This window comes from Streptomyces sp. SM1 (assembly GCF_002910825.1).
GTDB classification, from domain to species: domain Bacteria; phylum Actinomycetota; class Actinomycetes; order Streptomycetales; family Streptomycetaceae; genus Streptomyces; species Streptomyces okerensis.
In genome coordinates this window covers 1-1216 of record NZ_NEUB01000207.1, presented here as the reverse complement: position 1 = coordinate 1216, position 1216 = coordinate 1, and the positions used below count along the sequence as shown (strand labels likewise).

The 1216-nt window shown below is 75.9% G+C and carries 1 pseudogene; it reads right to left on the bottom strand.

Annotated features, from left to right (window positions below):
- Positions 1-1216: pseudogene (locus tag B9S61_RS04685) on the bottom strand (DEAD/DEAH box helicase); the annotation flags it as partial.

Genomic DNA, 1216 nt, shown 5'->3' with positions numbered 1-1216 from the left:
GGCCGCGGCGCGGAGGCGGTCCACGGCTCCGTCCATCGCGAACTGGGCGGCGCCCAGCCCTTCCACCACATAGCCGCGGCGTGCCTGCCCGGTCTCCTCGAAGGCGGACAGGACGCGGTAGGTCGCCGAGAAGCCGCCCTCGACGCCCTCCGCGGAGACCGCTCCCCGGGTCACCACTCCGTGCCGGTCGAGCAGGGTGCGGGCCAGCGCGTGCGCGCGGAGTGTCGGGTCGGCGTCCCGGTCCGGGAGCAGGGACCAGCGGCCGGCCACGGTCGGCGGGCCGGTGCGGGAGGCGGTGCGTGCGGCCGCGGTGAGCGAGCCGTAGCGTCCGCGCGGGACCGAGCGCTTCGCGCGGTGGGCCGTGGAGCCCGCCGTCCGGCCGGAGCCCAGCAGGGAACGCAGGGGGGTGAGCGTGTCGTTGGTGAGCCGCCCGGACCAGGCGAGGTCCCACACGGCGTCGGCCAGCTGGGGATCGCCGGCCTCGGGATGGGTGGTGGCGCGGACCTGGTCGGCGATCTGGCGGAAGAAGAGGCCGTAACCGCCGGAGAGGGCGTCCAGGACGGACTGGTGGAGCGCGGTGAGCTCCAGGGGGTGAGGGGGTGGCAGGAGCAGCGGGGCCGCGTCCGCCAGGTAGAGGGAGACCCAGCCGTCCTTCCCGGGGAGCGAACCCGCACCGGCCCACACGATCTCTCCGGCGGCCGTCAGCTCGTCCAGCATCGCCGGGGCGTAGTTCGCCAGCCGGGACGGCAGGACCAGCTTCTCCAGGGCGGACGCGGGTACGGACGCGCCCTGCAGCTGCTCGACGGCGCGTACCAGACCGTCGACGCCGCGCAGGGTGTGTCCCTTGCCGATGTGCTGCCACTGGGGGAGGAACTGGGCGAGCGAGGCCGGCGGTACCGGCTCCAGCTCGTGCCGCAGCGCGGCCAGGGAACGGCGGCGCAGCCTGCGCAGCACGGTCGCGTCGCACCACTCCTGTCCGATCCCGGCCGGGTGGAACTCGCCCTGGACGACCCTGCCCGCCGCCGTGAGCCGCTGCAGCGCGCCCTCGGTCACGGCCACGCCCAGTCCGAACCGGGCCGCCGCCGTGGCCGACGTGAAGGGGCCGTGGGTGCGCGCGTAGCGTGCGAGGAGGTCGCCGAGGGGGTCCTTGACGGGTTCGGTGAACGCCTCCGGCACACCGACCGGCAGCGCCGTGCCCAGCGCGTCGCGCAGCCGG